Consider the following 24,490-nt stretch of genomic DNA (forward strand, 5'->3'; position numbering starts at 1 on the left):
TTCGGTTCGGGCGGCTGAACCCGGGGGCACCAGGATCTGATCGCACCCGCGATCGATAACAACCGCAAGCGCGCGCCCGAAGGGGTGCGCAGAACAGGAGACCGGCAATGGCCGTCGTCACCATGCGCCAGCTGCTCGACAGCGGCGTCCACTTCGGACACCAGACCCGCCGTTGGAACCCGAAGATGAAGCGCTTCATCTTCACCGAGCGCTCGGGCATCTACATCATCGACCTCCAGCAGTCGCTCGGCTACATCGACGCTGCCTACGAGTTCGTCAAGCAGACCGTTGCCCGCGGCGGCAACATCCTCTTCGTCGGCACGAAGAAGCAGGCCCAGGAGGCCATCGCCGAGCAGGCGACCCGCGTCAACCAGCCCTACGTCAACCAGCGCTGGCTGGGCGGCCTCCTCACGAACTTCCAGACCGTCACCGGCCGTCTGGAGCGCATGAAGGAGCTCGAGCAGCTCGACTTCGAGGGCACCACGAGCGGCTTCACCAAGAAGGAGCTCCTCCTCAAGAAGCGCGAGCTCGAGAAGCTCCAGAAGTCGCTCGGCGGCATCCGTCACATGACGAAGACCCCGTCGGCCCTCTGGGTGGTCGACACCAAGAAGGAGCACCTCGCGATCGACGAGGCGAAGAAGCTCGGGATCCCCGTGATCGCGATCCTCGACACCAACTGCGATCCCGACGAGGTCACCTACCCGATCCCGGGCAACGATGACGCGATCCGCTCCGTCGCGCTGCTCACCCGCGTGATCGCCGACGCTGCTGCTGAGGGCCTCATGGAGCGCCACCAGAAGCCGGAGTCGGGCGAGGCCGCCGCCGAGCCGCTCGCCGAGTGGGAGGTCGAGCTCCTCGGTGCCGAGCAGAAGACCGAAGAGCCCGCGGCCGAGGCCGTCGAGGTCGAGGTCGCAGAGGTCGAGGCTCCTGCAGCCGAGACCCCCGCTGCCGAGTAATTCAACTTTCGTCGAACCATCCACTAAGGAGTCACACATGGCTGCAGTAAGCATGGCCGCTGTGAAGGAGCTGCGCGACCGCCTCGGCGCCGGCATGCTCGACAGCAAGAACGCACTCATCGAAGCTGAGGGCGACATCGAGAAGGCGATCGAGATCCTTCGCCTCAAGGGCCTCAAGGGCGTTGCCAAGCGCGGCGACCGCGAGGCGAGCGAGGGTCTTGTCGCGGTCAAGGAGACCGAGGGCGCCGCAACGATGATCGAGCTCGTCTGCGAGACCGACTTCGTCGCGAAGAACGAGAAGTTCATCGCTCTCGCCGACCGCGTCGTCGACGCGATCGCAGCGGCGGGTGCCGCCGATGTCGAGGCCGCGCTCGCGGCTCCGCTCGAGGGCAAGACCGTCGAGGCCGTCATCACCGACGAGTCCGCGATCATCGGTGAGCGCATCGTTCTCCGCAAGGTCAGCCGTATCGAGGCCCCCGCGACCTCGGTGTACCTGCACCGCACCTCGAAGGATCTTCCCCCGCAGATCGGCGTCGTCGTCGGCTACGAGGGCGACGATGCAGAGGCCGCGCTCTCCATCGCGCGCCACATCTCCTTCGCCGATCCGCTCTACGTGAACCGCGACGAGGTTCCCGAGGCGGACGTCGAGAAGGAGCGCGATATCGTCACCGAGATCTCGAAGAACGAGGGCAAGCCGGAGGCCGCCCTGCCGAAGATCGTCGAGGGTCGCCTCAACGCCTTCTTCAAGCAGGTCGTCCTCACCGAGCAGGTCCACGCGCTCGACGACGAGAAGCGCGACGTGAAGAAGGTCGCTGACGCCGCAGGCATCACCGTCACCGGCTTCGCGCGCAGCAAGGTCGGCGCCTAGCACCACCGCACAGGACCCGGGCCACACGGCCCGGGTCCTGTCGTGTGTCGGCACTAGTATTGGCCAAGGCCGACACCGCCCGGCGCGCGACCACGAGCAGCTGGCTCCGAATCGCCTCGCCACCAGGCCGAAACACCCGGACTCGCCCCCCGCACCACCAAGGAGAAGCCACATGACCACCGCCCCAGCACGCAAGCGCCGCGTCCTCCTCAAGCTCTCCGGTGAGGCGTTCGGAGGCGGCACGCTCGGCGTCAACCCCGACGTGGTCAGCCAGATCGCCCGCGAGATCGCGGCGGCGGTGGAGCACTCCGAGGTCGCCGTTGTGGTCGGCGGCGGCAACTTCTTCCGCGGCGCCGAGCTCTCCCAGCGCGGCATGGATCGGGCCCGCGCCGACTACATGGGCATGCTCGGCACCGTCATGAACGCGCTCGCGCTGCAGGACTTCCTCGAGCAGGCCGGCGTGTCCAGCCGCGTGCAGTCCGCCATCACCATGACCCAGGTCGCCGAGACTTACATCCCGCTCCGCGCGATCCGCCACCTCGAAAAGGGCCGCGTCGTGATCTTCGGCGCGGGCGCGGGGCTGCCCTACTTCTCCACCGACACGGTCGCGGCGCAGCGCGCGCTCGAGATCCACGCCGACGAGGTGCTCGTCGCGAAGAACGGCGTCGACGGCGTCTACACCGCAGATCCCAACAAGGATCCCGAGGCCACGCTCATCGAAGAGATCACCTACAACGACGCGCTGGTGCGCGGCCTCAAGGTCGTCGACTCGACCTCCTTCAGCCTCTGCATGGACAACGGCATGCCGATGCGCGTGTTCGGCATGGAACCCGCTGGCAACGTGACCGCGGCGATCCGTGGCGAGAAGCTCGGCACGCTCGTTCACCGCTGATCAGCGGCAACAGGGCCGTCACCACTAAGCTTGAACTATTCCCGCACACACGAAGGAGCGCACCGTGATCGAAGAGGTCTTCGCCGATGTTAAGGACCGCATGACGAAGGCGGTCGAGTCCGCGAAGGACGGCTTCGCGACTGTTCGGACGGGCCGCGCGAACCCCTCGCTGCTCCAGAACGTGCAGGTCGACTACTACGGCACGCCGACCCCGCTCGCGCAGCTCGCCTCGGTGCAGAACCAGGACGCGCGCAGCCTCCTCATCACTCCCTACGACAAGGGCGCGATGAAGGACATCGAGCAGGCGATCCGCGACATGCCCAATCTCGGTGCGAACCCCACGAACGACGGCAGCGTCATTCGTGTCACGCTTCCCGAGCTGACCGCAGAGCGCCGCAAGGAGTTCGTGAAGATCGTGAAGACCCGCGCCGAGGACGCGCGCGTCGCGATCCGCAACGTCCGCCGCAGCGGCATGGATGACCTCGACGCGCTGAAGAGCGAGCTTCCCGAGGACGACGTGGTGCGCGCCGAGAAGGAACTCGAGGCGGTCACGAAGCAGTTCATCGAGCAGATCGACGACGCTTTCAAGCGCAAAGAGGCAGAGCTCCTGGAGGTCTGATCGGATGGGGCGCTCGGAAAGACGACGCGAGCTCAAGGCTCAGCTCGGTGAGCGCCGCGCACAGCTCGAGGCCACGAACGCCCGCATCGAAGAAAAAGCTGGACGGAACCTCTTCTTCGCGGTTCTGTCCGGCCTGATCTTCGGCGCGGTGTTTCTCGCGAGCCTGTTCCTCGTCAAGGAGATCTTCGCGCTGCTCGTGGCCGCGCTCGTCAGCGTCGCGCTCGTGGAGCTCGCCACGGCATTTCGGACGGCGGGCCGTCGCGTTCCGCGCGTCGGCGTGGTGCTCGGCGGTCTCGTGATCGTCGCCGGGGCCTACTTCTGGGGCGCTGCCGGCATGCTGCTCGGACTGTTCGCGGGTTCCGCGCTGCTCACGGTGTGGCGCCTCATCGAGGGACTCGTGCCGGCATGGGAGACGCCCCCGCGCACCCTTGTCCGAGATGTCTTCTCCGGGCTGTTCACCCTGGTCTACGTCGCGTTCCTCGCGTCGTTCGCGGTGCTGCTCGTGCAAGCTCCGCTCGGGGAGTGGTGGGTGTTCGCGCTCGTCCTCGTCGTCGTCTCGGTGGACATTGGCGCCTACGCCGCCGGTGTCACGATGGGCAAGCACAAGATGACGCCGCGGATCAGCCCGAACAAGACCTGGGAGGGCTTCGCCGGCGCAGCGGTCGTCGCGGTGGCCGCCGGAGTCGCGGTGTCGGTGCTCGCGCTGCAGCAGCCCTGGTGGGTCGGCGTGGTGATCGGCGCTGTTGTGCTCCTCACCGCGACGGGCGGTGACCTCACGGAGTCCCTGATCAAACGAAATCTCGGAGTGAAAGACATGAGTTCCTGGGTGCCCGGTCACGGCGGCTTCCTCGATCGTCTCGACTCGCTGCTGCCGTCCGCAGTTGGCGTGTACGGTGTCGCGCTCGTGCTCGGAGTCGTGGCATGAGTCGCAGCTCACAGCAGGGCCCGAAGCGAACCGGGCAGAATGGTGCGGTGCAGACATCCTTCCCGCTCGCGACCGGATCCCAGCTCGGCTACGACCAGGAGCAGGTGGATCAGTTCCTCGAGGCCGCCCGCACGACCTACGACGGCGCAGCGCCGGAGGCCGGGGATCGCATGACGTCCGAGGACGTCAGGAGGATGGCGTTCCCGGTGAAGCGCGGCGGGTATTCCGCGCGATACGTCGACGCCGCGATGGATCGGCTCGAGGAGGTGTTCTTCGAGCGGGAACGCCGCGAGCGCGTGCGTTCCGACGGCGAGGACGCCTGGTGGGAGGAGACGCGCCAGCTGCTCTCCGAGGTGCGGGGGCGCATGCGCAGGCCGCGCGGACAGCGCTTCCGCAAGCGGGGACTCTTCGCGACGGGGTACCGGCGCTCGCAGGTCGATGCGTTTCTCGATCGGATCTCGGGGATGTTTGAGCGGCGCGAGATCGAGATTCAGCCGTCCGAGGTGCGCGATGTGGTGTTCCACTCGCAGTGGCGCGGCTACGACGAGGACCAGGTCGATGCGCTCCTCGACGCGGTCGTCGAGATGATCCTCGCCACGCGCTGAGCCGGTGCGGCAACACACCCGGAACTTGGCATTGATCGCGTCCCGCCTCTGAGATAGAATCGTTATATTGTGTCTTCAACTCAAGCTCCCACTGTCTCCCGCTGGTCTCGAATTCGCGCACCCTTCGCCGCGGTCGCAGTAGCTGCGATCTTCGGCACCGCTGTGGTCGCCCCGTTCGCTATGCCGATCGCCCCGGCCGACGCCGAGACGATGGCGTTCGAGCAGCGCATCCATCAGGAATTCACGCCGAACGCCTCGCCCGAGCAAGACCTGGTGTACGCCGAGATCCCGGTTGAGAAGCTGCCGGATCCGAAGCCCCAGAAGAAGCCCGCCGCGGTTGCGCTGAGCTCCGACACCGCGGAGCAGGGCGCCGCCGAGAACTCGCAGGATCAGCAGGCGCAGCAGCCCGCCGAAGCCGGCGCCCCGCCGCGCTACACGGGCGGCGGAGCCCCCGCCGAGTGGATGGCCGCCGCGGGCATCGCGAAGAGCGACTGGGCCTACGTCGACTACATCGCCTCCAAGGAGAGCGGCTGGAACCCGAACGCCACGAACGCGAGTTCGGGCGCGTGCGGTCTCATTCAGGCGCTGCCGTGCAGCAAGGTCCCCGGCAACGGATACGACCCGGTGGACAACCTGCGCTGGGCGAGCGGCTACGCGAAGGACCGCTACGGCAGCTGGGCTGCGGCCTACCAGTTCTGGACCGCCAACCACTGGTGGTAAGGCGATGAGCTCGATCGCTCATGCCGCGTAAGCATCGGCGGGCGGCGCGCTCGGAGCCCAGCGACGTCACGCGGCTCGCCCACGGGGGCGCGCGAAAGCAGTTCCGGCGGGGAACCGAGTGGTTCGTCCGCGATATTCCGGCACACCGGGCCGAAAAGGCGTATCGGTGCCCGGAATGCGGCACCGAGGTGCCGCCAGGGCAGGCGCACGTCGTGGCGTGGAGCGCCGAGAATTTCTTTGGCGACGACGCGGCGATCCGGGATCGCCGTCACTATCACGCGCACTGCTGGCGGCTCGCCTGAGCCGCTGACGCTGCTGGGCCACGGACGGGGCCGAGCGCTCGGACGCGTGCGCGCGCCACGCACTCTGGCGGACGCCGCACGGCTCAGCGGCCTGAGGCGCCCGCGCCGCGATCGACCGCGATCAGAACAGCGTCGGGGGAGCGGCAGGCGCGTCGACGGACACCTCTTCGGTGCCGGCCGAATCCGCGAGGCCCGGCCCCCGCTCCGGCTCGCGGCCGGCCTGATACGCCGTCGCGGCGGCGCGCGCCCGATCGTCCGCCGCCTCGTTCAGCGGGTGACCGGCGTGGCCCTTCACCCACTCGAATCTAACGTTCCGCCCGCTGAGCGCCGCGTCGAGCCGCTCCAGCAGCTCGCGGTTGAGCACGGGCTTCCCGTCGGCCTTGCGCCAGCCGCGCCGCTTCCAGCCGGGCATCCACTGCGTGACCGAGTTGATCACGTACTGGCTGTCGCAGAGGATCAGGAGCGGCTCGTCGCCGAGATGGGCCGTGGCGTTGAGCAGGTCGAGCACGGCCATGAGCTCGCCCTGGTTGTTCGTCGCCCTGGGCCAGCCGCCCGCACGCCAGCGGTCCTCGTCGATCACCCACGCCCAGCCGGCCGGCCCGGGGTTTCCGAGGGCGGATCCGTCTGCTGCAGCCGTGAGAGTCATGCCACCAATCCTGCCAGAGGCCGTGATCCTCGAACGCTAGGCTGGACCGGTACGCCGGAATTCAAGGGGGCCGAATGGCTGAGATCACGAGTAACACGGTGCTGCGCGGTGTCCGCGAGAACATCGAGCTGCGGACCGCCGATGGGCTGACGCTCGTCGGCGAGCTCGCGCTGCCCGCTGATCGTCCGCCGCGCGCGACGCTCGTGACGCTGCATCCGCTTCCGACGGCCGGTGGCTTCATGGACTCCCACATTCTGCGGAAGGCCGCGAATCGCCTCCCCGAACTGGCGGATCTGGCCGTGCTCCGATTCAACACGCGCGGAACGAAGTCTCCGCGCGGCACGAGCGACGGCGCCTTCGAGGAGGGGATCGGGGAGCGGGAGGATGTCGCAGCCGCGATGCGATTCGTCGCGGAGCGCGGCCTGCCGAACCCGTGGCTCCTCGGCTGGTCCTTCGGCACCGAGCTCGCGTTGAAGTACGGCCTCGAGCACGATATCCGCGGGGCGATTCTGCTCTCGCCGCCCCTGCACCGCGCCGGCGCGGATGAGGTCGCCGCGTGGCGCGACGCCGCACCCGAGCTCGTCATCGTTGTCCCCGAGTTCGACGATTACCTGCGACCGGCCGAGGCGGCAGAGCGGTTCGCGGGCGTTCCGCGCGCGAAACTCGTCGCCGTCGACGGCGGACGTCACCTGTGGGTGGGGGAGAAGCAGGTGCAGCGGGTGCTCAATGAGATCGTAGCCGCGGTGGGAACTGCCGCGACCCCGCTCCCGACCGCCGTCCCCGACGAGCTCCTCGCCGGGTGACCGGGCGCTCCGTTTCGGCGGACCACTGATCCGTGGCGCCGATCCGGATCGCGAAGGGGCCGGCTCCACCGATTGTTCGGTGCAGCCGGCCCCTTCGCGTGAGACGGGTGCGCGCTGACTACTTCGTGTGCTCCGCGCTCTCGCCGGCGCCCGGTGCGGACTCCGGAGCGGGCTGCTCCGGGTCCAGGCGCTGGATGGCGACGGTGTCGGCCGAGTCGGCGGCCTCTCCGCCGGCGTCCGCGCCTGCTCCGGCCTGCTGCGCGCCGGTGCGGGCGCCCTCCTCGGACAGCGAGCTCGCGACGGGCTGCTCGACGAGTCGGCCGGCAACCGTGCTCATCTTCTGCGCGTTCGTGATGACCTCGCCGAGGCTCTCGAAGTAGCGGGCGACGGCTCCGCGCTCGACCTTCAGCTGGGTCATGCGATCCTCGGCGGCGGCGAGGACCTTCGTGGCACGGTCCTCGGCGTTCGCGAAGGTGACCTGCGCGCGCTGCTCGGACTCGAGAATGATGGAGGCCGCGCGGCGCTCCGCCTCTGCACGCATGTTCGCGGCGTCCTGCACGGCCTGGGTGCTGAGTCGCTCGTATTCGGCGCGCGCCGTCTCGAGCTGGCTGCGCAACTCCGTGAGCTCGGCTTTCGTTGCCGCGATCTCGCGCTGTGCGGTTTCGGCGGCCTCGCGCTGGCGCTCGGCGAGCTCCTTCTCGAGGGCCTCGCGCTGCGCGGCGGACGAGGTCTGGAACTCGGCGGTGTCGCGCTCGATCTGCTCGCGGAGCGCACGTGCGGCGTCCTCGGTCTCGGTGCGCAGCGCCGCGAGGCTCGACTCCTCGCTTCCGCGGTATTCCGCGAGTTCAGCGACGGTATCGGCGCGCAGGAGATCGGTCTCCTCCGTGACCGCTGCTCGCCGTGCGGCGACCTCGCGCTCGATCGCCGCGGTCCGCTCGGCCCGCTCGCGGGCGAGGTCCTCGTGGTGCTGGGCGAGCTCGGCTGCGATCGTGCGCTCGTGATCGGCGCGCTCGCGGGCAATATCGGAGGCGAGCTTGGTGCGCTCGCGCTCCATCCGCAGTTCGAGCTCCTCGCGCTGGATGCCGAGGGCCTCGGCAGCGGCTTCGCGCTCGATCCGCATCCGTTCGGCCTCCGCTGCGGATTCGTCGGCGATGCGGCGCTCGTGCTCGGCGAGGCCCGTTGCGATGCGCTCCTCGTGCAGGCGGGTTTCGTCGGAGATTCGGGCCTCGTGGTCGGCGCGAGCGCGGGAGAGCTCTCGCTCCGAGTCCTCGGCCGTGAGGCGGAGCTGCTTCTCGTGCGCGGAGCTCTCGGACTCGATGCGGCCGCGGTGCTCGTCCCACTCGGAGACGATGCGGTCCTGGTGCGCCGCGAGTTCCTCGCCGATCCGCGACTCGTGGGCCGCGCGCTCGTCGGCGATGGCCGCCTCGTGGGCGGTGCGGGCGTCGGCCAGTTCGGCAGCCTGCGCCGCGCGTTCGTCCGCGAGCGCCTGCGTCTGCGCGGCCCTGGCCTCGTCGAGTTCGGCGGTCTGCGCGTCGCGCTCGGTGGCGAGGCGGTTGCGGTGTGCCGCGAGTTCCTCGGCGATCGTGGCGTCGTGCTCGGCGCGCTCGCGGGAGATCGTCTCGCGATGCTCGTCGAGTTCGTTGGCGATGCGCTCCTCGTGCTCTGCGCGCTGTGCCGCGAGGGATTCTTCCTGTTCGGCGCGTTCGGTGGCGAGGGCGGACTCGTGCTCGGCGCGCTCGGAAGCGATCGCGGCGTCGTGCTCGGCGCGCTCTGAGGCGATCGCCTCATCGTGCTGGCTGCGCTCGTTCGAGAGGCGCATCTGGTGCGTCGCGAGCTCCTCGGCGAGGCGGGTCTCCTGCTCGTCGCGCTCGCGGCTCAGCGTGGCCTCGTGCTCGGCGAGTCCTGCGCGGATCGCGTCCTCGTGCGCCTGGCGCTCCTGCTTCACGCTCGCGTCGTGCGCCGAACGCTCGCCGGCGATCCGCTCCTCGTGCTCCGCGCGAGACGCGGCGAGCTCCCGTTCCTGCGCCTCGCGGGCCTCGGCGAGTTCCGCGTCGAAACGCTCCCGCTCGTGGGCCCGATCCTCTTCCGCTTGGGCCGCTGAGCGCTCGCGCTCGCGCTGGCCCTGCTCGGTGAGCGAGGCGATCTCCGCCTGCGCCTTCTCGCGCTGACGCTCGACGGCCGCCTCGTGCTCCGAGCGCTCCTGAGCGATGCGCTCGGTGTGGGCGGTCAGTTCCGCGGCGATCCGCCGATCGTGCTGCTCACGTTCTGAGGCGATCGCCTCGTCGTGCTCCGAACGCTCCTGGGCGATCCGTTCGCGCAGCGAATCCATCTCGGTCGTGAGCGAGCGGCGCAGCGCGTCCGTCTCCGCGGTGAGCGTCCGCTCCCGCTCGGTGAAACGCTCCTCGAGCTCGGCCTCCTCGCGCTGGCGGCGCGCCTCGAACTCGGCGCGTGCGCGCTCGCCCTCCCGGACGAGGCGTGCGCGCTCGGTTTCGGCCTCGCGCTCGTTCTCCGCCTGCTGCCGAGCGAGCTTCTCGGCATGGATCTCGTTCTGCGAGCGCAGCTCGTTCGCCGTCGCCTGCGCGCCGGAGACGATGCGATCGGCCTCGGACTGGGCACCGGCGAGCAGCGCCAGCGAGTCCCGGTGCGCGGTCTCGCGCTCGGCGAGTGCCTCGCGCACGGCGGAGCTGCGCTCGAGCTCGGCGGCGCGCTTCGCCTCCTCGAGGAGGCGCTCGCGCTCGGCGTTCGCGGCGGCCGTGTTCGCCGCGACGTCGTTGCGCGCACCGGAGATGATGATCTCCGCCTGCTCATTCGCGGAGTTGAGGAGGTCGTCGGCGCGCTGCTGCGCCTGCGTGAGCACCCTGCGGCTCTCCTCCTCGGAGGTGCGGCGCACCTTTTCCGCGTCGAGGTCCGCCTGGGCCATGAGGCGCTGGGCGTGATCCTCGGCGACCTTGAGGCTCTTTTCGACGCGGAGCCCGAGGCCCGAGTAGCCCGTGGCGCCCAACTCGGCGATCTGCTCCTGCAGATCGGCGATCAGCCTGCGCTGCTCCTCGTCCGTGCGCGTCGACTGCTGGTGGGCCTCCTGCAGCGCCTGAATGTGCGACTGGAGCGTTGCGATGTGCCCGGTGAGCGATCCGACGCGCTCGTCGACCTCCTCGCGGTTGTACCCGCGAAAGGCAGGGGAGAATTGCTGGGCTGATTCGGACACGGGCCCTCCGGGAGTCGACGAGGCTTCGTTCCGCGCCGGCGAAATCCCGCGCGGGCAATATCTCGATAATGATAGTTCAAATTGCCCTGCACGGTTGCGCCGAGTGACCGCAGGCCCGGGGCCGCGCGCGGTGCGGCGGGGGTCAGTGTCCCTTTTTTCTCTCCCGGATGCGTTCGCGCTGGGGAGAAAACAGGGCGACCCTCGGGAAGCTCCGGTAGCGTTGCATGCTGAAGTATCGTGTCCAGGCGCTCCGGCAGTTCCGGAATCCCGCTCGGGCCGTGAAAGTGAAGAGGAGACCTCGTGCGACATGCGCTTGCGATCGCAACCCTGGTACTCGCCGGTATTCTGCTGCTCCTTGGCCTCGGCCAGCGCACCTTCCTCGCCGGCCCTGCCGAGATCAGTTACCCCGTCGCAGCCAAATCCCAGGCGGGATACGCGGTGATCGACGGCGCGGAGCTCGCGAAGGTGCCGGGACAGGCCAACGTGGTCGTAGAGGGGGCGAACGCCTTCGTCGCAACGGGGATGACCCGCGATGTCGAGGCCTGGGTCGCTCCCTTCACGCACGATCAGCTCACGGTCGATGATCAGAAGAAGCGGCTCGTCGGCGAGAAGATCGAGGCGAAGGACTCCGCGGAGGCCGACGGCGGAGACACCGCCGCCGACGTGGGCGATGGTGACCCGCGTGGCAGCGACCTCTGGCTCGAGGAGCGCATGATCGATCAGACGGGTGGCAACGGCACCGAGAAGGATCGCCTCCGCCTCCCCGTCGCGCTCGCGTCTGATCAGTCGATCATCGTCGCCTCGAATGGCAAGGAGCCGATCCCGGGCGAACTCAGTCTCGTGTGGGTGCAGGATCGCCAGACGCCGTGGGCCGGTCCGATGCTCGTGGCGGGCGGGGTGCTCGCCCTGGTCGGTGGGATCCTCTACCTGCTCGCCGTCGACTACGATCGCCGCGGTCTCGGGCCCCGTCGTGGCCGCCGCGGTCCGTTCCAGGGCATCCGCAACGCGTTTGGTGGGAAGAAGGCCCGCTCGGGGGCACCCTCCGGGCGGTCGGGAAGCGCTGCGGGATCGGGATCCTCATCCACCCAGGGCCGGGCGAAGCACACCGCGCACGCGAAGCGTCGCGCCGGCCGGCTCGCCATTCCCGCCGTGGGCCTCGCTGTGGTGCTGGGGCTGAGCGGCTGCTCGGCCGATTACTGGCCGCAGGTGGGACCCCAGACGACCACGAAGGCCCCGGAACCGCAGCCGACCAAGGTCGCCCCCGTTCCGGTGACGAGCGGTCAGATCACCAAGATCGTGAAGAACGTCGCCTCGGTGTCGAACGAGGCCGACGACAAGCTCGACGCCGGGGCGCTGAAGACCCGCTTCACCGGGTCGGCGCTCGCGCAGCGCGAGGCCAACTACAAGATCCGCAAGGAGATGGCGGACTACGCCGTCGTGCCCCCGCGGCTCACCGACGACGAACTCGACTACGCGCTCGTGCAGAGCACGGAGTCCTGGCCGCGCACCATCTTCGTGACGGTGGCATCGACCTCCGGGAAGGACGCCGACAAGAAGAAGGAGACGGCGTCGCCGAGCCCTTCGCCGACCGCGGATGCACCCGCCGAGGACCCGAAGCCGGAGGCCTCGCCGTCCCTCGCGCTCATGCTGACGCAGGCCGACCCCCATCAGAACTTCGTCGTGTCGCGCGTGGTCTCCCTGCGCGGCGGCATCTCGATGCCCGATGCGGCACCGGCCTCGGAGGGCACCGCGGTGCTCGCGAACGACACTGCCACGCTGCTCATGCCGCCCGGAGAGGTCGGAACGGCCTACGCGAAGCTCCTCCAGGAGGGCGACAAGGCCGCGGACGCCGACAAGTTCGACCTCACCACGGACACGCTGCTCAAGAACTACGGCAAGGCGCGAGCCGAAGCCTCGCAGAAGCAGTCCGATGACAAGGGTCAGACCATGAAGTTCTCGGTCGTGGCCAAGCAGTCGGACGAGGCGCCGGTCGCGCTGTCCACCGGCACCGGCGGGGCGCTTGTCGCGACCACCGTGATCGAGGAACAGATCGTCGACTCCGACGGCGGCCGTTACAAGCCGCAGGCGAAGGACGCGGTCACCGCGATTTCCGGACTCAAGGGCGAGCAGAACAAGCTCGTTCAGGAGGTCGCGCACCAGATGCTCTTCTACGTCCCGAGCAAGAGCGGGGACGGCAAGATTCAGCTCCTCGGAGTGACGAGCGAGCTCGTGGGAGTGAGGAACAAGTAATGAACCAGCCGATGCCCGAGCGAATCCCCGGTGGCGGGATCGATCTGAGCCACCTCGCCGCGCGCGGCCAGGGCGCGGCGGCAGGCGCCGGAGCGCCCGGTCAGGCCCCGCAGGGCCAGCCCGGCGCTGCGCCGTCCGTCGTCGACGTCCCGTCGCTCGTGATCGACCTCACGGACGACACGTTCGAGCAGGCCGCGCAGCTCTCCACGATCGTGCCCGTCGTGATCGACCTGTGGGCGGAATGGTGCGAGCCGTGCAAGACCCTCGGCCCCGTGCTCGAGAAGGTCACCAGGGAACTGGACGGCCGGATCATGCTCGCGAAGGTCGATGTCGACGCGAACCCCGGTCTCGCGCAGGCCTTCCAGGCGCAGTCGATCCCGATGGTGGTCGCCCTCGTGGGCGGTCGGCCCGTTCCCCTGTTCCAGGGGGCGGTCGCCGAGGCGGAAGCGCGCGACTTCTTCGGCCAGCTGCTGCAACTCGCCGAGCAGCACGGGGTCACCGGACGGGTGAACGCCCCGGGCGGCGGATCCGGAGACGGCGCTGCAGCAGCGGCCGCCGAGCCCGAGATCCCCGAGGCCCATCTCGCAGCGGTCGAGGCTGGCGAGCGCGGAGACTTCGAGACCGCGATCCGCGAGTGGGAGGCCGTGCTGCAGAAGGCGCCAGCCGATGCCGTCGCGCGCGCAGCCCTCGTGCAGGTGCGGCTGCTGTCGCGCCTCGACGGGCTCACCGTCGACGAGATCCGCGGGGCTGCCGCGGCCGATCCGAGCGACGTTGACGCCCAGCTGAGCGTCGCCGACCTCGATGTCTCGGGCGGACACGTCGAGGACGCCTTCCTGCGCCTGCTCGAGCTGTTCGCGACCGCGAACGAGGATGATCGCGCCCGGATCCGGGAGCGGCTGCTCGAGCTCTTCGAGGTCGTCGGTGTCGCGGACTCGCGCGTGATCGCGGCCCGCGGGCGCCTCGCGAATCTGCTCTACTGACCCGCTGAGCAGGAGATGACCGAGAGGCGCGCCTACCTCGACCACGCCGCCACCTCGCCAATGCCGGAGGCGGTTGTCGCGGCGTACGCGGATGCGCTGCGCACGGTGGGGAACCCGGCCTCGATGCACTCAGACGGGCAGCGGGCGAGCGAGCTGCTCGAGGTGTCGCGCGAGCGGATTGCGCGCGCGCTCGGCTGCGATCGGGCGGAGACGATCCTCACCGCAGGCGGCACCGAGTCGGTGAATCTCGGGATCAAGGGCCTGTTCTGGGCGCGGCGCGGTGCGGGCTCCGGACCCGTGGTGCTCATTGCTGACGGCGAGCACCACGCGACCCTGGAGGCCGCCGAGTGGTTGCGTGACGCACAGGGCGCGGAGCTCGTCACCGTGCCGATCGACCCGGAGGGACTCATCGATCCCGCGGCGTTCGCGGTGGCGATCGAGGACGTCGGGCCGGAGCGAGTCGCACTCGCGAGCTTCTCGTGGGCGAACAACGAGGTCGGCGCCGTCCAGCCCGTGGCAGAACTGTGCGGGATCGCCGCCGCGAACGGGATCCCGGTCCACGTCGACGCGGTTGCAGCGCTGGGGCAGCTCAGGATCGACTTCGCGGGATCCGGCGCCGCGGCGCTGAGCGTCTCGGCGCACAAGATCGGGGGACCGGTGGGCGTGGGAGCCCTCGTGCTCGGCCGGCGGGCGAGCGCGGTTCCGCTCCTGCACGGCGGCACGCAGCAGCGGGGCCGATCCGGAACCCAGGACGCCGCGGGTGCAGCGGCGTTCGCAGCCGCGCTTTCCCTCGTGGTCGGCGAGGACGGAACCCCGGATCCGGATCAGATCGCCGCGCTTTCGCGTTCCCGCGATCGGCTCATCGAGGGGGTTCGCGAGATCGATCCCGGTGCCGTGCTGCGCGGTCCGGCCCCGGGGGCACAGCGATTGCCGGGCAACGCGCACTTCACCTTCCCCGGGTGTCAGGGCGACTCGCTCCTCTACCTGCTCGACATGTCGGGTGTCTCTGCCTCGGTCGGGTCGGCGTGCCAGGCCGGCGTCGCTGAGCTTTCGCACGTCCTGCTCGGCATGGGGATCTCGGAGGACGAGGCCGCTGGGGCGCTGCGCTTCACCCTCGGTCACGCGACAGCTGACCACGAGATCGACGCGCTCCTGCAGGCTCTGCCGGCCGCGCTGGAGCGGGCGAGAACCGCCGGACTGGCGTAGACTTTCCCGGATGAGGATTCTGGCTGCGATGAGCGGCGGCGTCGACTCCGCGGTGGCCGCGGCGCGCGCCGTCGATGCCGGGCATGAGGTCGTCGGCGTGCATCTCGCGCTGAGCCGCATGCCCGGGACGCTGCGCACCGGTTCGCGCGGCTGCTGCACGATCGAGGATGCCATGGACGCGCGCCGCGTGGCCAACACGATCGGCATCCCCTTCTACGTGTGGGACCTGAGCGAGCGGTTCAAAGAGGACGTGGTCGACGACTTCGTCGCCGAGTACGCCGCCGGCCGCACGCCGAATCCTTGCATGCGCTGCAACGAGAAGATCAAGTTCCAGGCGCTGCTCGAGAAGGCCATTGCGCTCGGATTCGACGCCGTGGCGACGGGGCACTACGCGACGCTGGTGCCGGGCCCGACGGGACCCGAGCTCCACCGCGCCTCCGCCTGGGCGAAGGATCAGTCGTACGTTCTGGGCGTGCTCACGGAGCGACAGCTGGCCCACTGCTACTTCCCGCTGGGCGACACCCCCTCGAAGGAGCTCGTCCGCGCCGAGGCCGCGGAGCGCGGCCTCCAGATCGCGAAGAAGCCGGACAGCCACGACATCTGCTTCATCCCGGACGGGGACACACGTGGGTGGCTGTCGGAGTACGTGGATCGTGAGCCGGGGGAGATCCTCGACGAGGACGGCGAGGTCGTCGGACGCCACGACGGGGCGCACGGCTACACCGTCGGCCAGCGCCGCGGGCTCCAGCTCGGACGCCCCGCCGCGGATGGCAAGCCGCGGTACGTGCTCTCGATCCGGCCGGTGTCGAACCAGGTCGTCGTCGGACCGAAGGAGCGGCTCGCGATCTCGCGGATCGCCGGGGGCCGCTACAGCTTCGCGGGCGAACCGGGCTTCGACCTGGGGGAGACCTTCTCCTGCGACGTGCAGATCAGGGCGCACGCGGATCCGGTGCCCGCGTTCGCGCGGCTCGTCCCGATCCTCGAGGAGGAGCGGACGGAGCAGCACCGGGCCGACGCGACGCACGAGATCGTCGTCGACATCGATCTCGCGCTCGCCGAGCCGCTGCTCGGCGTGGCGCCGGGGCAGACCGCGGTGCTGTATCTCGGCACGCGGGTGCTCGGCCAGTTCACGATCGACCGGGCGATCGCCGCCCCGGAGTCGTGCGAGGAACTGCGCGCCGGGCGTTCCGAGGAGACGGATCCCGCCGAGTCCCCGTCAGTGTCGGTGGTCGCCTCCTAGACTGGTTCCGTGATGGAAATCAGCTCGGAAATCCCCGCAGACTTCGCGGCCGCTCGCGCCGAGGCGGAGGCGCTCACCGTCGAGATCGAGCGTTTGCGCCTTGCCTACTACTCGGAGGCCACGAGCCTCGTCTCGGATGCGCAGTACGACGAACTGTTCCACCGGCTGGAGGCCATCGAGCGGGCGTTTCCCGAGCTCGCGGGCCAGGACAGCCCCACGCGCGAGGTGGGCGCAGCCATCGTTTCGGCCGGTTTCCCCGAGCACGAACACGCGGAGCGCATGCTCAGCCTCGACAACGTCTTCTCGATCGCGGAATTCGAGGAGTGGGCCGCCAAGACCCGGGCGGCCGCCGGGCGCCCGGTGCGCTGGCTCACCGAGCTCAAGATCGACGGCCTCGCGATCAGCCTTGCGTACCGCAACGGCGTGCTCGAGACCGCGACGACGCGGGGCGATGGTCGGGTCGGCGAGGACATCACGGAGAACATCGATCTCATCCCCGTCATCCCTCGGGAGCTGACGGGCGAGGGGATCCCCGAGTTCTTCGAGGCCCGCGGCGAGGTGTTTCTGCGCTCGGAGGACTTCGAGGCGCTGAACGAGCGCCAGCACCGGCTGCAGGAGGAATTCGTCGCTGAACAGCGCGCTCGGGGGAAGGCAGAAGACCAGATCCCGATCCGTTTCCCCGAGTTTGCGAACGCTCGCAATACGGCGGCGGGCAGCCTGCGCCAGCGCGCGGAGAAGAAGACCGAGGCCGAGCTCGAACTCATGCGGGACCGTCTCGGCCGGCTCTCGCTCTACGTGCACGGCATCGGCGCCTGGTCGCATCCGGAGTTCGCGAATCAGTCCGACGCCTATCGCCTGCTCGCTTCCTGGGGTCTCCCGGTGTCCCCGCACTCCAAGGTGTTCGACTCCACGGAGGAGGTCACGGCCTACATCGAGGAGCGCGGGGCGCACCGGCACGATGTCGAGCACGAGATCGACGGCATCGTCGTCAAGATCGACGAGCTGGATCTCCACGCTGAACTGGGGGAGACGAGCCGTGCACCGCGGTGGGCGATCGCCTATAAGTACCCGCCGGAGGAGGTGCACACGGTGCTCCTCGACATCCGCATCGGCGTCGGCCGCACGGGGCGTGCCACGCCGTACGCGGTCATGGAGCCGGTGAAGGTCGCCGGGTCGACGGTCCGGCAGGCCACCCTGCACAACCGCGAGGTCGTCAAAGCCAAGGGCGTCCTGATCGGCGACACGGTCGTGCTGCGGAAGGCGGGAGACGTGATTCCCGAGGTGCTCGGCGCGGTCGTCGAGTTGCGGGACGGCACCGAGGTCGAGTGGGTCATGCCCGCGGAGTGCCCGGAGTGCGGCACCCCCCTTCGCGCGATGAAGGAGGGGGACATCGACCTCCGCTGCCCGAACGCGCGCGGCTGCCCGGCGCAGGTGCGCGGGCGGGTCGAACACATCGGCTCCCGCGGCGCGCTCGACATCGAGGTGCTCGGGGAGATCACCGCGGCGGCCCTGACACAGCCGGAGACCCCGTCGGTTCCGCCGCTCGAAACCGAGGCCGGGCTGTTCGATCTCACGCTCGAGGAGATCGTGCCGATCGTTGTCGTGGTCCGCGACGCGGAGACGGGCGAGTTCCGCACGGACCCGGAAACCGGTGAGCCGGTCAGGCGCGCGCCCTTCCAGCGGATCGTCATGAGCTATCCGCCCGGCTGGGAGGACGCCACCCCCGCCGAGCGCCGAGCCGCGAAGATCCGGAAGGATCACCGGACGGTGCTGCCGTCACTCACCGCGGAGACCTTCCTCTCCGAGCTCGAGAAGGCCAAGACCAAGCCGCTGTGGCGGCTGCTCGTCTCGCTCAACATCCGCCATGTCGGGCCGGTTGCGGCCCGGGCGCTCGCGGACTGGTTCGGCTCGCTCGAAGCGATTCGCTCGGCCTCGCTCGAGGACCTCGCCCAGGTTGATGGCGTCGGCACCATCATCGCCGAGTCGCTGATCGAGTGGTTCGAGGTGGACTGGCATCGCGAGATCGTCGAGCGATGGAGCCGGGCCGGCGTGCAGTGGTCCACTCCCGGTCATCCGGGACCGGGCGCCGCCGCCGAGGCCGGTGGCGTGCTCGCCGGCCTCACGATCGTCGCTACCGGCTCGCTCGACGGCTTCACCAGGGACGGGGCGAAGGAGGCGATCATTCAGGCCGGAGGGAAGGCGGCGTCGAGCGTCTCGAAGAAGACCGACTTCGTGGCGGCTGGGCCGGGAGCGGGCTCCAAGCTCGCGAAGGCCGAGGAGCTGGGCATCCCCGTACTCGATGCCGCGCAGTTCGCGGTGCTCGTCACGGAGGGACCCGCTGCACTCGGGCTGGGAGCCAGTACGGAGTCCTGAACCGCTTCGCCCACAGGCGAAGCTGAAGATGGATTCTCCACAGTGTCCGCCTCGGCGAGATCGGGAGCCGCGGCCCCCGCTACGCTGAGCGAAACCGGCCACGAGTCCGGCGAACGAGGTCTACCGCACGCGAGGAGGCAGCATGCCGCAAAAGTCAGTTCCGGTCCGCGCCGAATGGGCCGCTCAGGATCCGCTGCTCCGCGACTACTACGACACGGAATGGGGCCTCCCGGTCACTGACGAGGCGGGGGTCTTCGAGCGGCTGAGCCTCGAGGCGTTCCAGGCGGGGCTGTCGTGGCTGACGGTGCTCAAGAAGCGTGAGGCCTTCCGGCGAGCGTTCGCGGGCTTCGATCCGGAGGCCGTTGCCGCGTTCACGGAGATCGATGTCGCGCGGCTGCTGAACGACGAGGGGATCATTCGCAACCGGCAGAAGATCGAGGCGACCGTGCGGAACGCGCGCGCCACGCTCGCGCTGCGCGAGGCGGGGACCTCGCTGCAGGAGGTGGTCTGGTCCTTCATGCCCGCGCGCTCGCCAGCGCCGCGCTCCGACGCCGAGGTTTCCGCGAGCACCGCGGAGTCCCGTGCGCTCGCGAAGGAACTCAAACGGAGGGGCTTCGCCTTCGTCGGCCCCACCACGGCGTACGCCCTGATGACCGCGATCGGCATCGCCGACGAACACATCCTCACCAGCCACCGCCGCGGCTGCTCCGGACTGTGGAATGTCGACGGCACCAGGAGCAGCGCGCCGCTGCGCCTCGCCGCCCCGCTCCCTCCGACGGCCGCGCCTCTCGGGGAGCCGCTGCGCTCCGCTGGCTAAGATAGGAGGGTTCCCGAACAGCCCACCTCACGATGGAGCAGCATGTCTGACACCCCTGCGGCCGGAGCGGCCGCCGCGAGCGGAGAGATCACGGTCGAGACCGTGCAGCATCTCGCCGGCCTCGCCCGGATCGCCCTGACGGAGGCCGAGGTTTCGTCACTCACGACCGAACTCGGCTCGATCCTCACGAACATCGCCAAGGTGAGTGAGGTGGCGGGCCCCGATGTTCCCGCTACGAGCCACCCGATCCCGATCAACAACGTCACGAGGGCCGACGAGATCGCCGATGTCCTCACGCGCGAGCAGGCGCTCGCCAACGCGCCCGAGACCACGGACGGCATGTTCCGAGTCTCTTCGATCCTGGGGGAGGAGCAGTAATGGGAGAACTGATCCGACTCACGGCGGCGGATCTCGCCGCGAAGCTCCGTTCCGGCGAGGTCTCGGCCGTCGAGGCCGCGCGCGAGCATCTGGAACAGATCGAGGCCGTCGATGGCTCTCTGCACGCCTTCCTCGCAACCGACCCTGAGGCGTCGCTCGCAGCGGCCCGCTCCATCGACGAGCGCCGCGCGGCAGGCGAGGAGCTCGGCGAGCTCGCGGGCGTTCCGCTCGCCATCAAGGATGTCCTGGTCACCACCGATATGCCCGCGACCTCCGGCTCGCGGATCCTCGAGGGCTACCGATCGCCGTATGACGCCACGAGCGTCGCGAAGGCCCGGGCAGCCGGTCTCGTGAACATCGGCAAGACCAACATGGACGAGTTCGCCATGGGCTCCTCCACGGAGAACTCGGCCTACGGCCCCACCCGAAATCAGTGGGCGGGGGATCGCGTCCCCGGCGGCTCGGGCGGCGGTTCTGCCGTCGCGGTCGGCGCGTTCGAGGCACCGCTCGCGCTCGGCTCTGACACTGGCGGCTCGATCCGTCAGCCCGCGGCGCTCACGGGCACGGTCGGGGCGAAGCCCACCTACGGCGGCGTCAGCCGCTACGGCGCTATCGCCCTGGCCTCGTCGCTCGATCAGATCGGGCCCGTCGCCCGCACCGTGCTCGACACGGCGCTGCTGCACGACGTGATCGCCGGTCACGATCACCACGACTCGACGTCGCTCGACTTCGCCTGGCCGTCCATGGCGCAGGCCGCGCGCGGCGGCGCCGATCCGGGCACCCTGAAGGGCCTCCGCGTCGGCGTGGTGAAGCAGCTCATGATCGACGGGGTGCAGCCCGGCGTGAAGGCGAGCTTCGAGGCGTCGCTCGCGCTGCTCGAGGCGCAGGGGGCTGAGATCGTCGAGATCGACGCACCGCACTTCGAGTACGCCGTGGCGGCGTACTACCTGATCCTGCCCGCCGAAGCTTCGAGCAACCTCGCGAAGTACGACTCGGTGCGCTTCGGCCTCCGCGTCACCCCCGAGGGCGGCGGCACGGTCGAGACCGTGATGAGCGACACCCGCGCTGCCGGCTTCGGCGCCGAGGTCAAGCGACGCATCATCCTCGGCACCTACGCGCTTTCCGCCGGGTACTACGACGCCTACTACGGCAGCGCGCAGAAGGTCCGTACTCTGATCCAGCGCGATTTCGCGCAGGCCTTCCAGCAGGTTGACGTGATCGCATCGCCCACCGCGCCCACGACCGCGTGGTGCCTCGGCGAGCACAGCGGGGACCCGATGCAGGACTACCTCAACGACGCCACCACGATTCCGGCGAACCTCGCCGGAATTCCGGGGCTCAGCCTCCCGATCGGCCTCGCCGCTGAGGACGGGCTGCCCGTCGGGCTGCAGCTCATGGCGCCCGCCTACGAGGACGCGCGGCTGTACCGCGCGGGCGCCGCAATCGAATCGCTCATCGCCGACCGGGACGGCACGCCGTTCTGGGCTCAGGCACCGTCCCTCGCGGGCGCGCAGACCGGAAAGGCGGCGCTGTAATGGCAAAGACCAAGCTGATGGACTTCGAGCGCGCGCTCGAACTGTTCGAGCCCGTCATCGGCCTCGAGGTGCACGTCGAGCTCAACACCGCGACCAAGATGTTCTCCTCCGCGCCGAACCTCTTCGGGTCCGAGCCGAACACCAACCTCACGCCGGTCTGCCTCGGCCTGCCCGGCTCGCTGCCCGTGATCAATCAGAAGGCCGTCGAGTCATCGATCCGCCTCGGCCTCGCCCTCGGCTGCGAGATCGCGGAGGTCTCCGGCTTCGCCAGGAAGAACTACTTCTACCCGGACATGGCGAAGAACTACCAGATCTCGCAGTACGACGACCCGATCGCCTTCGACGGCTCCGTCGAGATCGAGCTCGCGGAGGGGCGCGTCGTGCACGTGCCGATCGAGCGCGCGCACATGGAGGAGGACGCCGGCAAGCTGACCCACGTCGGCGGTTCGACGGGTCGGATCCAGGGCGCTGAGTACTCGCTCGTTGATTACAACCGTGCTGGCGTGCCGCTCGTGGAGATCGTCACCCGGCCGGTGTTCGGCGGCGAGGCAGACACCCCGGAGATCGCGGCGGCCTACGTCGCCACGATCCGCGAGATCGTGATCGCGCTCGGCATCTCCGAGGCGCGCATGGAGCGCGGCAACCTCCGCTGCGACGCCAACGTCTCGCTCCGCCCGCGCGGCAACGAGGACGCTGGCATGAGCGTGCTCGGCACGCGCACCGAGACGAAGAACGTCAACTCGCTCCGCTCCATCGAGCGCGCGGTGCGCTTCGAGATCCAGCGCCAGGCGCAGATCCTCGCGGACGGCGGCAGCATCACGCAGGAGACGCGCCACTGGCACGAGGACACGGGCGAGACCTCGCCCGGCCGCCCGAAGAGCGACGCGGACGACTACCGCTACTTCCCGGAGCCCGACCTCGCCCCGCTCACGCCCTCGCGCGAGCTCGTCGAGGAGCTCCGGGCCGAGCTTCCCGAGCACCCGACCCTCCGCCGTCGCCGGCTGAAGGCCGCCTGGGGGTTCACCCCGCTCGAGTTCCAGGACGTCGTCAACTCCGGCCTGCTGAACACCGTCGAGGCCACCGTCGAGGCGGGCGTTCCCGCGCAGACGGCGCGCAAGTGGTGGACGGGTGAGATCGCCCGCATCGCGAACGAGCGCGGCGTGGTCGCCTCCGAGCTCATCACCCCGGAGCAGCTCGCCTCCGTGGTCGCGCTGGTCGACGAGGGAACCCTCAACGATAAGCTCGCCCGCCAGGTCATCCAGGGCATCATCGACGGCGAGGGAACCGCGGCCGAGATCGTCGAGGCCCGCGGACTCGCCATCGTCTCCGACGACGGCGCCCTCATCGCCGCAGTCGATGCCGCCCTCGCCGAGCAGCCTGACGTCCTCGCGAAGATCCGCGACGGGAAGGTGCAGGCGGCAGGCGCGATCATCGGCTCCGTGATGAAGGCGATGCGCGGGCAGGCTGACGCCGCCCGCGTCCGCGAACTCGTCCTCGAGCGCGCGTCGCAGGCGTAGGCTCGCGAGACGTCTCGGCGGGCTCCCAACCGGGAGTCGTAGCCGGGAGCTCGCGGCCGCGGAAACGGGCGGGGCGGGGTGCACACGTACCCCGTCCCGCCCGTTTCGGCGTTTCCGCGCGCGGTACGCGCCTACCGCGTGTCCTCGTCCACCCAGTCCATCGACTTCGAAACCGCTTTCCGCCACTGCCGCAGGAGGCGGTCACGCTCGGTCGTCTCGAGGGACGGCTCCCACCGACGATCCTCGCCCCAGTTCGCGCGGAGCTCGTCCAAACCGCCCCAGAACCCGACCGCCAGCCCCGCGGCATATGCCGCGCCCAGCGCCGTGGTCTCGGCGATCCGGGGCCGCACCACGGGCACCCCGAGCATGTCCGACTGGAACTGCATGAGCGTGTCGTTCGCCACCATGCCGCCGTCGACCCGGAGCTCGGCGAGCGGCACCTCCACATCGGCGTTCACGGCGTCCAGTACGTCGCGGGTTTGATACGCGACGGCCTCGAGCGCGGCGCGCGCGATGTGCCCCCGGTTTGAATACCTGGTGAGGCCCACGATCGCGCCTCTGGCGTCGGGCCGCCAGTACGGGGCGAACAGCCCCGAGAAGGCCGGGACGACGTAGACGCCCCCGTTGTCGGGGACCGACCGAGAGAGCTGCTCCACCTCGGCGGCGCTGCGAATGATCCCGAGCTGATCACGCAGCCACTGCACGAGCGAGCCGGTGACCGCGATCGACCCTTCGAGCGCGTAGTGCGCCGGGCCGTCGCCGAGCTGATACCCCACGGTCGTGAGGAGCCCGTTGCTCGAGTGCACGATCTCGGTGCCGGTCTGGAAGATGAGGAAACAGCCGGTCCCGTACGTGTTCTTCGAGTCGCCCGCGGAGAATGCCGCCTGCCCGAACGTCGCAGCCTGCTGGTCGCCGAGGATCCCCGCGACGGGGGTGCCGCGGAGGAGCGAAGACGACTCGGCCGTGCCGTACACCTCGGATGAGGATCGGATCTCGGGGAGCATGGATCGCGGGATTCCGAACGCCTCGAGCAGATCGTCGCGCCAGGAGAGCGTCTCGAGGTCCATGAGCAGCGTCCGTGAGGCGTTCGTCACGTCCGTCGCGTGCACGCCGCCGTCGACGCCGCCCGTGAGATTCCACAGCACCCAGGTGTCCGGCGTCCCGAAGAGCAGCTCACCGCGCTCCGCGCGCTCGCGGGCTCCGGGGACGTTCTCGAGGATCCAGGCGATCTTCGACGCGGAAAAGTAACTCGCGAGCGGGAGCCCCGTCACGGACTTGAAACGATCGACCCCGCCGTCTGCGGCGAGCCGGTCGATGATCGGCTGAGTGCGCGTGTCCTGCCACACGATCGCGTTCGCGACGGGTTCACCGGTCGCCCGATCCCACACGATCGTGGTCTCGCGCTGATTCGTGATCCCGATCGCCGCGATGTCGCGCTCGGTGAGATCGGCGCGGCCGAGCGCGGTGCCGATCACCTCCTGCACGTGCTGCCAGATCTCGAGCGGGTCGTGCTCGACGTGGCCGGCGGCGGGCATGATCTGCTGGTGCTCCTGCTGGCCCACCGATACGACGTTGCCCCGCCGGTCGAACACGATCGCGCGGGTCGACGTGGTTCCCTGGTCAATGGAGATGACGTGCTCTGCCATGTGAGCT

21 protein-coding genes are annotated in these 24,490 nt (G+C 69.6%); 18 read left to right on the forward strand and 3 right to left on the reverse strand.

Going from position 1 to position 24,490, the window contains the following annotated elements; all coding sequences use genetic code 11:
• The first annotated feature begins 107 nt into the window (after nucleotides 1–107).
• The 8 genes from rpsB to JD292_RS12555 all read left to right on the forward strand — a co-directional run bounded on the left by rpsB (nucleotide 108) and on the right by JD292_RS12555 (nucleotide 5,887).
• Entirely contained in the window at nucleotides 108–956 is an 849-nt protein-coding gene (rpsB, locus tag JD292_RS02900) for a 30S ribosomal protein S2 (protein ID WP_200131225.1), read from the forward strand.
• Between the two features lie 37 nt (nucleotides 957–993).
• Entirely contained in the window at nucleotides 994–1,824 is an 831-nt protein-coding gene (tsf, locus tag JD292_RS02905; RefSeq protein WP_200131226.1) for a translation elongation factor Ts, read from the forward strand.
• Between the two features lie 172 nt (nucleotides 1,825–1,996).
• Complete coding sequence (pyrH, locus tag JD292_RS02910; RefSeq protein ID WP_200131227.1) at nucleotides 1,997–2,716, forward strand: UMP kinase; 720 nt, start codon at nucleotides 1,997–1,999, stop codon at nucleotides 2,714–2,716.
• A gap of 64 nt (nucleotides 2,717–2,780) precedes the next feature.
• Complete coding sequence (frr, locus tag JD292_RS02915) at nucleotides 2,781–3,335, forward strand: ribosome recycling factor (protein ID WP_200131228.1); 555 nt, start codon at nucleotides 2,781–2,783, stop codon at nucleotides 3,333–3,335.
• Nucleotides 3,336–3,339: 4 nt separating this feature from the next.
• Entirely contained in the window at nucleotides 3,340–4,260 is a 921-nt protein-coding gene (locus tag JD292_RS02920) for a phosphatidate cytidylyltransferase (RefSeq protein ID WP_200131229.1), read from the forward strand.
• Nucleotides 4,257–4,865, forward strand: coding sequence for a DivIVA domain-containing protein (locus tag JD292_RS02925; RefSeq protein WP_200131230.1), 609 nt, complete (start codon nucleotides 4,257–4,259; stop codon nucleotides 4,863–4,865). Before JD292_RS02920 ends, JD292_RS02925 begins: the two co-directional genes overlap by 4 nt.
• A 69-nt stretch (nucleotides 4,866–4,934) precedes the next feature.
• Nucleotides 4,935–5,585 carry an aggregation-promoting factor C-terminal-like domain-containing protein gene (locus tag JD292_RS02930; RefSeq protein WP_200131231.1) on the forward strand — a complete coding sequence of 217 codons (651 nt, stop codon included), beginning with the start codon at nucleotides 4,935–4,937 and terminating at the stop codon, nucleotides 5,583–5,585.
• Between the two features lie 20 nt (nucleotides 5,586–5,605).
• Nucleotides 5,606–5,887, forward strand: coding sequence for an Rv1322 family protein (locus JD292_RS12555; protein ID WP_500778654.1), 282 nt, complete (start codon nucleotides 5,606–5,608; stop codon nucleotides 5,885–5,887).
• 121 nt (nucleotides 5,888–6,008) lie between these two features.
• Here the strand turns inward: JD292_RS12555 and JD292_RS02935 are convergent, their stop codons facing one another.
• Nucleotides 6,009–6,533, reverse strand: coding sequence for a ribonuclease H family protein (locus JD292_RS02935; protein WP_200131232.1), 525 nt, complete (start codon nucleotides 6,531–6,533; stop codon nucleotides 6,009–6,011).
• A gap of 74 nt (nucleotides 6,534–6,607) precedes the next feature.
• Here JD292_RS02935 and JD292_RS02940 point away from each other — a divergent pair, with 74 nt between their 5' ends.
• Nucleotides 6,608–7,336, forward strand: coding sequence for an alpha/beta hydrolase (locus tag JD292_RS02940; protein WP_200131233.1), 729 nt, complete (start codon nucleotides 6,608–6,610; stop codon nucleotides 7,334–7,336).
• Nucleotides 7,337–7,454: 118 nt separating this feature from the next.
• Here the strand turns inward: JD292_RS02940 and JD292_RS02945 are convergent, their stop codons facing one another.
• Nucleotides 7,455–10,541: a hypothetical protein gene (locus JD292_RS02945; protein ID WP_200131234.1), complete on the reverse strand. Its 3,087-nt coding sequence runs from the start codon at nucleotides 10,539–10,541 to the stop codon at nucleotides 7,455–7,457.
• Between the two features lie 300 nt (nucleotides 10,542–10,841).
• Between JD292_RS02945 and JD292_RS02950 the strand changes: the two genes are divergently transcribed.
• The 9 genes from JD292_RS02950 to gatB all read left to right on the forward strand — a co-directional run bounded on the left by JD292_RS02950 (nucleotide 10,842) and on the right by gatB (nucleotide 22,837).
• Nucleotides 10,842–12,791: a DUF8094 domain-containing protein gene (locus JD292_RS02950; protein WP_200131235.1), complete on the forward strand. Its 1,950-nt coding sequence runs from the start codon at nucleotides 10,842–10,844 to the stop codon at nucleotides 12,789–12,791.
• Nucleotides 12,791–13,771 (forward strand): tetratricopeptide repeat protein, encoded by a 981-nt coding sequence (locus tag JD292_RS02955; protein WP_200131236.1) that lies wholly within the window; start codon nucleotides 12,791–12,793, stop codon nucleotides 13,769–13,771. Before JD292_RS02950 ends, JD292_RS02955 begins: the two co-directional genes overlap by 1 nt.
• A 15-nt stretch (nucleotides 13,772–13,786) precedes the next feature.
• Entirely contained in the window at nucleotides 13,787–14,977 is a 1,191-nt protein-coding gene (locus tag JD292_RS02960) for a cysteine desulfurase family protein (protein ID WP_200131237.1), read from the forward strand.
• Between the two features lie 10 nt (nucleotides 14,978–14,987).
• Nucleotides 14,988–16,217: a tRNA 2-thiouridine(34) synthase MnmA gene (gene mnmA / locus JD292_RS02965; RefSeq protein ID WP_200131238.1), complete on the forward strand. Its 1,230-nt coding sequence runs from the start codon at nucleotides 14,988–14,990 to the stop codon at nucleotides 16,215–16,217.
• A 12-nt stretch (nucleotides 16,218–16,229) separates the two neighbouring features.
• The gene (gene ligA / locus JD292_RS02970) at nucleotides 16,230–18,590 is read left to right on the forward strand and encodes an NAD-dependent DNA ligase LigA (protein ID WP_200131547.1); all 2,361 of its coding nucleotides are present in this window, start codon (nucleotides 16,230–16,232) and stop codon (nucleotides 18,588–18,590) included.
• Nucleotides 18,591–18,732: 142 nt separating this feature from the next.
• Nucleotides 18,733–19,407, forward strand: a complete 675-nt coding sequence (locus tag JD292_RS02975) for a DNA-3-methyladenine glycosylase I (RefSeq protein ID WP_200131239.1) — start codon at nucleotides 18,733–18,735, stop codon at nucleotides 19,405–19,407.
• Nucleotides 19,408–19,449: 42 nt separating this feature from the next.
• Nucleotides 19,450–19,785: an Asp-tRNA(Asn)/Glu-tRNA(Gln) amidotransferase subunit GatC gene (gatC, locus tag JD292_RS02980; RefSeq protein WP_200131240.1), complete on the forward strand. Its 336-nt coding sequence runs from the start codon at nucleotides 19,450–19,452 to the stop codon at nucleotides 19,783–19,785.
• Nucleotides 19,785–21,320, forward strand: coding sequence for an Asp-tRNA(Asn)/Glu-tRNA(Gln) amidotransferase subunit GatA (gene gatA / locus JD292_RS02985; RefSeq protein ID WP_200131241.1), 1,536 nt, complete (start codon nucleotides 19,785–19,787; stop codon nucleotides 21,318–21,320). The genes gatC and gatA overlap by 1 nt, the downstream gene beginning before the upstream one ends.
• Nucleotides 21,320–22,837 (forward strand): Asp-tRNA(Asn)/Glu-tRNA(Gln) amidotransferase subunit GatB, encoded by a 1,518-nt coding sequence (gene gatB / locus JD292_RS02990; protein ID WP_200131242.1) that lies wholly within the window; start codon nucleotides 21,320–21,322, stop codon nucleotides 22,835–22,837. Before gatA ends, gatB begins: the two co-directional genes overlap by 1 nt.
• A 131-nt stretch (nucleotides 22,838–22,968) precedes the next feature.
• Here the strand turns inward: gatB and glpK are convergent, their stop codons facing one another.
• Nucleotides 22,969–24,483: a glycerol kinase GlpK gene (gene glpK / locus JD292_RS02995; RefSeq protein WP_200131243.1), complete on the reverse strand. Its 1,515-nt coding sequence runs from the start codon at nucleotides 24,481–24,483 to the stop codon at nucleotides 22,969–22,971.
• Nucleotides 24,484–24,490 lie beyond the last annotated feature (7 nt).

It is taken from the genome of Leucobacter edaphi, assembly GCF_016522535.1.
Taxonomy (GTDB): domain Bacteria; phylum Actinomycetota; class Actinomycetes; order Actinomycetales; family Microbacteriaceae; genus Leucobacter; species Leucobacter edaphi.

What these genes read in the sequence shown, in the direction of transcription:
- JD292_RS02935 (WP_200131232.1), bottom strand. Translation starts at nt 6,533, where the DNA reads ATGACTCTCACGGCTGCAGCAGACGGATCCGCCCTCGGAAACCCCGGG.
- mnmA (WP_200131238.1), top strand. Translation starts at nt 14,988, where the DNA reads ATGAGGATTCTGGCTGCGATGAGCGGCGGCGTCGACTCCGCGGTGGCC.
- rpsB (WP_200131225.1), top strand. Translation starts at nt 108, where the DNA reads ATGGCCGTCGTCACCATGCGCCAGCTGCTCGACAGCGGCGTCCACTTC.
- JD292_RS02925 (WP_200131230.1), top strand. Translation starts at nt 4,257, where the DNA reads ATGAGTCGCAGCTCACAGCAGGGCCCGAAGCGAACCGGGCAGAATGGT.
- tsf (WP_200131226.1), top strand. Translation starts at nt 994, where the DNA reads ATGGCTGCAGTAAGCATGGCCGCTGTGAAGGAGCTGCGCGACCGCCTC.
- JD292_RS02920 (WP_200131229.1), top strand. Translation starts at nt 3,340, where the DNA reads ATGGGGCGCTCGGAAAGACGACGCGAGCTCAAGGCTCAGCTCGGTGAG.
- glpK (WP_200131243.1), bottom strand. Translation starts at nt 24,483, where the DNA reads ATGGCAGAGCACGTCATCTCCATTGACCAGGGAACCACGTCGACCCGC.
- ligA (WP_200131547.1), top strand. Translation starts at nt 16,230, where the DNA reads ATGGAAATCAGCTCGGAAATCCCCGCAGACTTCGCGGCCGCTCGCGCC.
- gatC (WP_200131240.1), top strand. Translation starts at nt 19,450, where the DNA reads ATGTCTGACACCCCTGCGGCCGGAGCGGCCGCCGCGAGCGGAGAGATC.
- JD292_RS02940 (WP_200131233.1), top strand. Translation starts at nt 6,608, where the DNA reads ATGGCTGAGATCACGAGTAACACGGTGCTGCGCGGTGTCCGCGAGAAC.
- gatA (WP_200131241.1), top strand. Translation starts at nt 19,785, where the DNA reads ATGGGAGAACTGATCCGACTCACGGCGGCGGATCTCGCCGCGAAGCTC.
- gatB (WP_200131242.1), top strand. Translation starts at nt 21,320, where the DNA reads ATGGCAAAGACCAAGCTGATGGACTTCGAGCGCGCGCTCGAACTGTTC.
- pyrH (WP_200131227.1), top strand. Translation starts at nt 1,997, where the DNA reads ATGACCACCGCCCCAGCACGCAAGCGCCGCGTCCTCCTCAAGCTCTCC.
- JD292_RS12555 (WP_500778654.1), top strand. Translation starts at nt 5,606, where the DNA reads ATGCCGCGTAAGCATCGGCGGGCGGCGCGCTCGGAGCCCAGCGACGTC.
- JD292_RS02960 (WP_200131237.1), top strand. Translation starts at nt 13,787, where the DNA reads ATGACCGAGAGGCGCGCCTACCTCGACCACGCCGCCACCTCGCCAATG.
- JD292_RS02955 (WP_200131236.1), top strand. Translation starts at nt 12,791, where the DNA reads ATGAACCAGCCGATGCCCGAGCGAATCCCCGGTGGCGGGATCGATCTG.
- JD292_RS02975 (WP_200131239.1), top strand. Translation starts at nt 18,733, where the DNA reads ATGCCGCAAAAGTCAGTTCCGGTCCGCGCCGAATGGGCCGCTCAGGAT.